The following is a 247-nucleotide window of genomic DNA, read 5'->3' on the forward strand; positions in this document are numbered from 1 at the left end:
CGATGGTCTGGTATGTGCCACCACTGTCACCGATTCAGTCGGCGGTGGATGGCGGGGCGCTGGCGCACACCGGCGTGCTGCCGGATGTGGAAAGCCTGCGCATTCCGGTTGAGTATCTGGCGAACCTGCTGACCGCAGGCGACACCGCACCGGTGCTGCTGGCACTGAAGCGGATGCTGGCAATGCGTCATTACAAACGCGCAGAAAGCGTGGACGGTGAGCATGATATCCGGGCGCTGGAGCAGGT

Annotated in this window: 1 pseudogene; it reads left to right on the forward strand. The window is 63.2% G+C overall.

Going from position 1 to position 247, the window contains the following annotated elements:
* Positions 1 to 247 (forward strand): annotated as a pseudogene (gene narH / locus SB765_RS32505) (nitrate reductase subunit beta); the annotation flags it as partial.

It is taken from the genome of Pseudomonas sp. SIMBA_067 (assembly GCF_046534675.1).
GTDB classification, from domain to species: Bacteria; Pseudomonadota; Gammaproteobacteria; order Pseudomonadales; family Pseudomonadaceae; genus Aquipseudomonas; species Aquipseudomonas putida.